The following is a 7412-nucleotide window of genomic DNA, read 5'->3' as shown; positions in this document are numbered from 1 at the left end:
CGGAAGTACGTCAGCAGCGACGGATCGAACGCGGTGTCGTACAGCCCGAGCCCGCAGGCAGCCTTCCACCGCAGGTCACACCGCAGTTCCTGGACGGTCTCGAAGTCCGACAGCCCCTGCAGGCTCTGCAGCACCACCGTCGCGGCCAGCACCTGCGGCGGCAAACTCGGACGGCCGTTGGACGACGGATACATGTCCGCGAACATCCCCGGCGGAAACAGCACCTCACGATGTTCAGCCAGAAACGCGAACACACTGCCTGCCGGGATCAACTCCCGGCAGGTCTCCCACACATCCGGCCCGACCATCTCCCCAGCCCATTCCCCCTGCATGCCTACAAGACTGGCCCCGACTCCACCGAGCCGGGGCCAGAACCCGAGAATTTCAGCAATCTTCTAGGCCAGCCCGTTCCGTCGCCGGATCGCCTCCGCAGCCGCCCGGTGTTCCCCGGCCTCCGCGCTCAGCCCTTCCGCTTGGGCCAGTTCGGCGAACGCGTCGAGAATGCGTGCCTGGTCGAAGTCGGAGCCCCGCCGGCGTGCGGCCGCCAGCGACTGCTCGTACAGAGGACGGGCCTCGGCCGTACGGCCGAGCTGTCGCAGGACGCCGCCGAGTGCGAATCCGGTGCGCGCGCTCATCCTCTCGCGATCCTGCGCCACGGCCGCGGCGTGTGCTTCGGACAGCAGCCGGGTCGCCGCCTCCAGATCACCGAGTTCCGCGCTCGCCTGCCCCAACCGATAGGTCTGGAGCATGACTCCGTAGGAATTGTCGATCGCCAGGTGCACGTCCCGGGACCGGGCGAAGTCGGCTGCTGCCGCATTCCAGTCGCCGCGTGCGGAGTTGAGCATGCCGCGAAACTCGATCGCCGAGGCGCGGAGCTTGCTGTCCCGGTCGTCATGACCCAGCAGGCCGAGGGCCGACATCGCGCTGTCGAGCTCGCGTTCGGCGTCGGTCAGCTTTCCCGACTCCCACAGCGGGCGGGCGAGCTGGCATCGCATGCGCACCAGCCACGGTACGTTGCCGGACCGGAGCGCTGAGGAGACCCCCAGCCGGAACACCTCGGACACGTCGGACCGGTGGGGATGATCCAGCGCGTACGTCCACACGGGCTCGCACAAGGCCACGGCCTCGGCGTCCATTCCTCGCGCGTGGGCCAGGCGTACGCACGCGAACAGCGCATGCCGTTCCGCGTTCAGCCAGCGCGCGGCGCCCTCGGCGCGCTCGGCCCGGACTTCGCGGTCCTCTGCCGCCTCCGGATCCTCCAGGGGAACGTCCGGGGCACCGGGAACAGGAGCGAAGAGATCCGTGACGGTCAGCCGCCGCCCGGCGGCGAACCTGTCGGCCAGTTGGGCCTGTCGGACGAACCAGCGCAGCAGTCGCGCCGGCGCCTCATCCGACTCCCCTTGCGCCTCGTGTTCGCGGGCCCGCCGCCGGGCATGGGCGTGCAGCGGTCCCCGCAGCCGCATCCGGCCGTCCTCCGTCCGCTGCCCCACGGACAATTCCAGTAACCCGGCCCGGTCCAGCTCCTCCAGCGCGTCCTGGCAGGTCTCCGGCCCCCGTCCCAACAGCGCGGTGGCGGACTCGCAAGTGAATGTCGAGCCGGGATGGTCGGGCAGCAATCGGTAGAGCGAGGCCGCTGCGGAAGAGAGGCCGCGGTACGTGGTGTCCCAGATGCCTTCCACCCCGGAGACACCCTTCTCGTCCAGCGTGGCCCGAAGCTCCGCGATCAGGCGTGAGAGCGGTCGCAGGCGGTGTGTGCGCACCCAGCGGCCCGCGACGTGCAGGGCCGCCGGCAAACCGTGGCACAGCCGCACCACCGTCCGTGCCGCCTCCGGATCAGCGGCCAGCCGGCGGTCCCGGACGATCAACTCCAGCAGTTCCATCGCCGCCGGATCCTCCAGCGGCGGCAGCACGAGGTCGACGGCGGCGCCGTCCTCCAGGTCGTACAGCGGACCGTGGCTCGCCACGATCACCACGCTGTCGCCCGAGGCCGGAAGCAACGGGACGACCTCCGAGGCGTAGCGCGCGTTGTCGACGACAACGATCAGCTTCCCGCCGGCGGTCTTCTTCCAGTACTGCCGGCAGCGCGCCTTGAACTGACGCGCCAGCGATTCCGGCTCCACCTCGAGCGATTCGAGCAGTTGCGCCAGCACTTCACCGGGGTCCAGCTCACCGCCCATGCGGAAGTCATCCAGGTCGACGGAGAACACGCCGTCCGGGAACCGGTCGCTCAGCGTCCGGGCGATCAGGAAGGCCAGCTCCGTCTTTCCCAGTCCTCCCGGGCCGCTCAGCGACAGGACCAACGGCCGCGAACGGCCCTGCCACTCCTCCACCGCGCGGAAAGCCCGCTCCCGTTCCTCATCGCGGTTGACGAAGTGCACTGGTTCCGGCGGCAGTTCAACCCTCATAAAGGCCCCGATCCGATATCGCTACCCGACACTGCCCGGCCAGAGAGTCCCCCAGACGTCGCCGCCCTCCAGGCCACGCACCCAAGAGGTTCTCACACACCCGGTGTTCGGTATCGGGAGGACGCGGATACGTCCGCCGGGCCATGACGGGGCGGAGCGGCCGCCCTTGCCCTGGCTGTCGAGCCTGTCGGTACCGGCGGCGTGCTCGGCGTGCTCCGCCCCGGGGAGCGTTCTCGCCGTCATCGGCGCCGCCGACGTGACGCAGGGAGTCGCCGATCACCGGGGAGCCGTCCGCGTCGTCGTCGCAGGCGCCGGCCCGCAGCCGGTGCCGAGGGCCCGCAGGCGCCCCCGGAACCGGCCGTGAACGACACGTGCCCGGAACGCCGGCCGGGCGGACGGCCGGGACTCAGTCGACAGCGACGCGGGTGAAGCGTTCCGCCGTGTGGAGTTCGGCCTCGATCTTCCGGGCCGTGTCGCGGAGTCGGGGCAGTATCTGTTCCTCGCATTCCCCGATCGTGCGGCTGCTGCTGTGCATCGCGACGTTGATGGAGGCGACCGCCGCGCCCGTGCGGTCGCGGACGGGCACGGCGATCGAGCGGAGGCCCGCTTCCAGTTCCATGTCCACGAGGGCATAGCCCTGGGTGCGTACCCGGTCCAGGACAGCTTCGAGTTCGGTGCGACGGGTCAGCGTGCGCGGCGCCAGGGGGCGGAGTTCGGTGCGGGCGAGACCGGCGTCGAGTTCGACGGGGGTCAGGTCGGCCAGCAGGACGCGGCCCAACGACGTCGCGTAGGCGGGGAACCGGGTGCCCACGGTGATGTTGACGCTCATGATGCGGTGGGAGGCGGAGCGCGCCACGTACTGCACCGAGTCGTCCACGAGGATGGCGAGCGACGCCGATTCCTTGATGCGGCCGGCCAGGGCCGCGAGGTGGGGCTGGGCGATCCGGGACAGTGTCGTGCGCGAGAGCGGCGGGTATCCGAGGCCGAGGACGCGCGGGGTCAGCCGGTGTTCCCGGCCGTCGACCGCCACGTACCCGAGGTGTTCGAGGGTGATCAGGGCACGGCGGGCGGAGGCCCGGGAGAGGCCGGTGGCCTGCGCGACGGCGCTGAGCGTCAGGGTCTCGCCGCCGTCACCGAAGGCGGTGAGCACGGTCAGGCCGCGGGCGAGGGACTCGATGAACTCACGGCCCAGTTCCTGCTTGGACGCGGCCGTCCAGGAGGCGAGTACGCCGGTGGCGGGTACGGGCCGGGCGGGCGGCGCGGTGCGCAGCCGGTCCTCCATGGACTCGGCGGCGGCGCGCAGCCGGGGCAGCAGGGTGTCGATCAGTCCCTCGGCGGTGTGACGGCTGGTGTGGCTGACGACGCTGAGCGCGCAGACGACGTCGCCCCCGGGGGCGCGGACCGGCACCGCGAGTGCGACGAGGCCCGCTTCGATCAGCTGGTCGTCCAATGCCCGGTCATCCACACGCGCTGCTGCCACCCTCGCCGTGAAGTCGTCCTTCGTCGGGCACGGGCGCGGCGGCAGGGACGGGAAGCGGTTGCCGTGCGGGTCGGCCGCCCGCCGCTCCCGCCAGGCCGCCCACCGCGCCGGGCCCCAGCCGGCGGCGAACAGAGCTCCGGGTGCGGTGCGCTCGGCGGGCAGCAGGTCGCCCATGCGGAAGCTCAGGGACATCGCGCGGCGTCGGGTGGCCTGGTGGATGAAGCGGATTCCGTCGCCGTCGGGGACCGCGAGGGAGACCGACTCGTCAAGTTCGTCGGCGAGGGCGTCCGCCCGTTCCCGGAACAGGGCGGGGAGGCGGATGGAGGCCAGGTAGGCGTTGCCGAGTTCCATCAGGCCCGGGGCGAGTGTGACGTCCCGGCCGTCGAGGCGGACGTATCCCATGCGGGCGAGGGTCGTGGTGACCCGGTCGACGGTGGAGCGGGCCAGTCCGGTGGCGCGTTCCAGATCACTGGAGCTGAGTGTCCCGTCGGCGTCGGTCAGCCGGCGCAGAACGGTGATGCCGCGCATGAGCGGGGCGACGGCCTCGGCCGGTACCGGCGGCTCGCTCGGGATGGTCCGGGTCGGTGGCATCGGTTCTCCGTCGAGTGTGGCCGCACCGCGGGAAACGCGGGGCGATGTCGTGGGGCGGGCGTGACCGTACGCCGGCCCGGCCCGGTCCGAGAGCCGGGGCGGGCTCCGCTCCGGCCCCGTCCCAGCAGGCCAGGCGCACGGCCAGGCGCGTTTTCGGACGGTGTTCGAAATGCCTCAGCACCATTGACACGCATTCGCTGCGGCGGCAGACTCCTGGGATGCGAGTGAAGGAAACTTCACTGGGCGAACACTACTGGATGGACGGTCCCATGGACAAGGTGGTCGCGTCAGCAGCACTGGCCGTGGCCGACGTGCCGGACGGCGCGTCGATAGCAGTGGGGGGCTTCGGTCTCAGCGGCGTGCCGAACGTGTTGATCGATGCCCTGCACGCACGAGGCGTCAGCGGACTCGAAGTCGTCTCCAACAACTGCGGGGCGATGGATTCCGGACTTGCGGTGCTGCTCGCCGCGGGCCGGATCAGCCGGGTCACCGGCTCGTACATCGGCGGGAACAAGGAGTTCGCCCGGCAGTATCTCGGGGGCGAGCTGGAGCTCGAACTCATCCCCCAGGGCACGCTTGCCGAGCGGCTGCGGGCCGGCGGGGCGGGCATCCCCGCGTTCTACACCCCCGCCGGCGTCGGCACCCAGGTCGCGGAGGGCGGACTGCCCTGGCGCTACGACGGCGAGGGCCACGTGGCCCTGGCATCGCCGGCCAAGGAGGTGCGCGCGTTCGACGGCACCGAGTATGTGCTGGAACGCGGCATCCGCACCGATTTCGCGCTCGTACGGGCCGCGAAGGGCGACCGGCACGGCAATCTGGACTTCAACAAGTCGGCGCGCAACTTCAACCCGCTCGCGGCCATGGCAGGCCGGGTCACCGTCGCGGAGGTCGAGGAGCTGGTCGAGCCGGGCGAGATCGACCCGGACCACGTCCACGTCCCCGGCATCTTCGTGCAGCGGGTGGTCGGGCTGACCCCGGAGCAGGCCGAGGACAAGAAGATCGAACAGCGCACGGTGACCGAGCGGGAGGCACGGGACTGATGGCCTGGAACCGGAACGAGATGGCCGCCAGGGCCGCGGCCGAGCTGCGCGACGGCGAGTACGTCAACCTCGGCATCGGGCTGCCGACGCTGATCCCCAACCATCTGCCCGAGGGCGTCCACGTCGTCCTGGAGTCCGAGAACGGCATCCTGGGCACCGGGCCGTTCCCGTACGACGAGGACGTCGACCCCGATCTGATCAACGCGGGCAAGGAGACGGTGACCGTCCGGCCCGGCGCCTCGTTCTTCGACTCGGCGCTCTCCTTCGGCATGATCCGCGGCGGCCACATCGACACCGCCGTGCTCGGGGCCATGGAGGTGTCGGCCCGCGGTGACCTCGCCAACTGGGCGGTGCCGGGGAAGATGGTGACCGGCATCGGCGGGGCCATGGACCTGGTGCACGGCGCGCGCCGCGTCATCGTCACCATGACGCACACCGCCAAGGACGGCAGCCCGAAGATCGTCGAGGAGTGCACGCTGCCGCTGACCGGCAGGGCGTGCGTCCACCGCGTGATCACCGATCTGGCCGTGCTCGACGTGACGGAGGACGGGCTCGTTCTGGTGGAGACCGCCCCCGGGGTGAGCGTCGACGAAGTGCTGGCCGCAACCGCCGCCCCCGTGCGTACCGACGTGCCGGCCAAAACCGCCCCCGTGCGTATCACCGAGAGGACCGGCTCATGAGTTTCCGACCGCGCGACGTCTACATCGTCGATGCCGTCCGCACGCCGATCGGCCGGTACAACGGGGCGCTGGCCCAGGTGCGCCCCGACGACCTGGCCGCCCACGCCATCCGTGCGCTGCTGGCGCGCACCCCAGAGCTCGATCCGGCGCGCATCGGCGACGTGGTGCTCGGCAACGCCAACGGCGCCGGCGAGGAGAACCGCAACGTCGGCCGGATGGCCGCGCTCCTCGCGGGACTGCCGGTCACCGTCCCGGGCGTCACCGTCAACCGGCTGTGCGCCTCCGGTCTGGAGGCCGTGGTGCAGGCGGCCCGCGCCATCGCCCTCGGCGACCACTCGCTGGCCGTGGCGGGCGGTGTCGAGTCGATGACCCGCGCCCCGTACGTGCTGCCGAAGAGTGACCGCGCCTTCCCGGCCGGGCACACCGAGATGTTCTCGACCACGCTCGGCTGGCGCATGGTCAACCCGAAGATGGACCCGCAGTGGACGATGCCGCTCGGCGAGAGCGCCGAACTGATCGCGGAGAAGCACTCCCTCAGCCGTGAGCAGCAGGACGAGTTCGCTCTCGCCTCCCACCGCAAGGCGTCCGCGGCACGGGCCACCGGGCTGTTCGACGGGGAGATCGTGCCGCTCACGATCCCGCGCCGCAAGGGCGATCCGCTCGTCGTGGACCGCGACGAGTGCATCAGGGACGACGCTTCGCCGGAGGCCATGGCCAAGCTCCGTCCGTCGTTCCGTACGGAGAACGGCAGCGTCACCGCGGGCAATTCCTCGCCGCTCAACGACGGGGCGGCCGCGCTTCTGCTGGCCGACGAGGAGGGGCTGCGGGCCACCGGCCGCGAGCCGCTGGCCCGGATCTCGGCCACGGCGGTGTCCGCCAACGAGCCGCACTACTTCGGTCTCGCGCCCGTCGAGGCCGTGAACCGGGCGCTGGACCGGGCGGGCAGGACCTTCGCCGACCTCACGACGCTCGAACTCAACGAGGCGTTCGCCGCCCAGGTGCTGGGCTGCGTCGCCGAGTGGCCCGACCTCGACCCCTCGATCCTCAATCCGCGCGGCGGCGCGATCGCGATCGGCCACCCGCTCGGCGCCTCGGGCGCCCGGCTGGCGGGCGCGGTCGCCCATCAGCTCAAGGCAGCCGGGTCCGGAGTCGGCGTGGCCACGCTGTGCATCGGCGTGGGCCAGGGCTCGGCCCTCGTACTGGAAAGGTAGAACCC

At 71.4% G+C, this 7412-nt stretch carries 6 protein-coding genes; 3 read left to right on the top strand and 3 right to left on the bottom strand.

Annotated elements, in window-relative coordinates:
- The 3 genes from ACFVV1_RS22935 to ACFVV1_RS22925 all read right to left on the bottom strand — a co-directional run.
- The coding region (locus ACFVV1_RS22935) for a transposase (RefSeq protein WP_389992096.1) at nucleotides 1–332 on the bottom strand (332 nt) is incomplete at its 3' end.
- A gap of 63 nt (nucleotides 333–395) precedes the next feature.
- On the bottom strand, nucleotides 396–2405 hold the full coding sequence (locus ACFVV1_RS22930; protein ID WP_389992093.1) for an NB-ARC domain-containing protein: 2010 nt from the start codon (nucleotides 2403–2405) through the stop codon (nucleotides 396–398).
- Between the two features lie 406 nt (nucleotides 2406–2811).
- On the bottom strand, nucleotides 2812–4476 hold the full coding sequence (locus tag ACFVV1_RS22925) for an IclR family transcriptional regulator C-terminal domain-containing protein (RefSeq protein WP_389992090.1): 1665 nt from the start codon (nucleotides 4474–4476) through the stop codon (nucleotides 2812–2814).
- A 269-nt stretch (nucleotides 4477–4745) separates the two neighbouring features.
- Between ACFVV1_RS22925 and ACFVV1_RS22920 the strand changes: the two genes are divergently transcribed.
- The 3 genes from ACFVV1_RS22920 to ACFVV1_RS22910 are packed head-to-tail and all read left to right on the top strand — an operon-like array spanning nucleotide 4746 to nucleotide 7407.
- The gene (locus ACFVV1_RS22920; RefSeq protein WP_389992133.1) at nucleotides 4746–5516 is read left to right on the top strand and encodes a CoA transferase subunit A; all 771 of its coding nucleotides are present in this window, start codon (nucleotides 4746–4748) and stop codon (nucleotides 5514–5516) included.
- Nucleotides 5516–6196, top strand: coding sequence for a CoA transferase subunit B (locus ACFVV1_RS22915; RefSeq protein WP_389992088.1), 681 nt, complete (start codon nucleotides 5516–5518; stop codon nucleotides 6194–6196). Before ACFVV1_RS22920 ends, ACFVV1_RS22915 begins: the two co-directional genes overlap by 1 nt.
- Complete coding sequence (locus ACFVV1_RS22910) at nucleotides 6193–7407, top strand: thiolase family protein (protein ID WP_389992085.1); 1215 nt, start codon at nucleotides 6193–6195, stop codon at nucleotides 7405–7407. Before ACFVV1_RS22915 ends, ACFVV1_RS22910 begins: the two co-directional genes overlap by 4 nt.
- Nucleotides 7408–7412: the final 5 nt, after the last annotated feature.

This window comes from Streptomyces sp. NPDC058092 (assembly GCF_042884935.1).
Lineage (GTDB): Bacteria > Actinomycetota > Actinomycetes > Streptomycetales > Streptomycetaceae > Streptomyces.
Note: the sequence above shows the minus strand (reverse complement) of the source record. Positions and strands in the feature narration are given on the sequence as shown.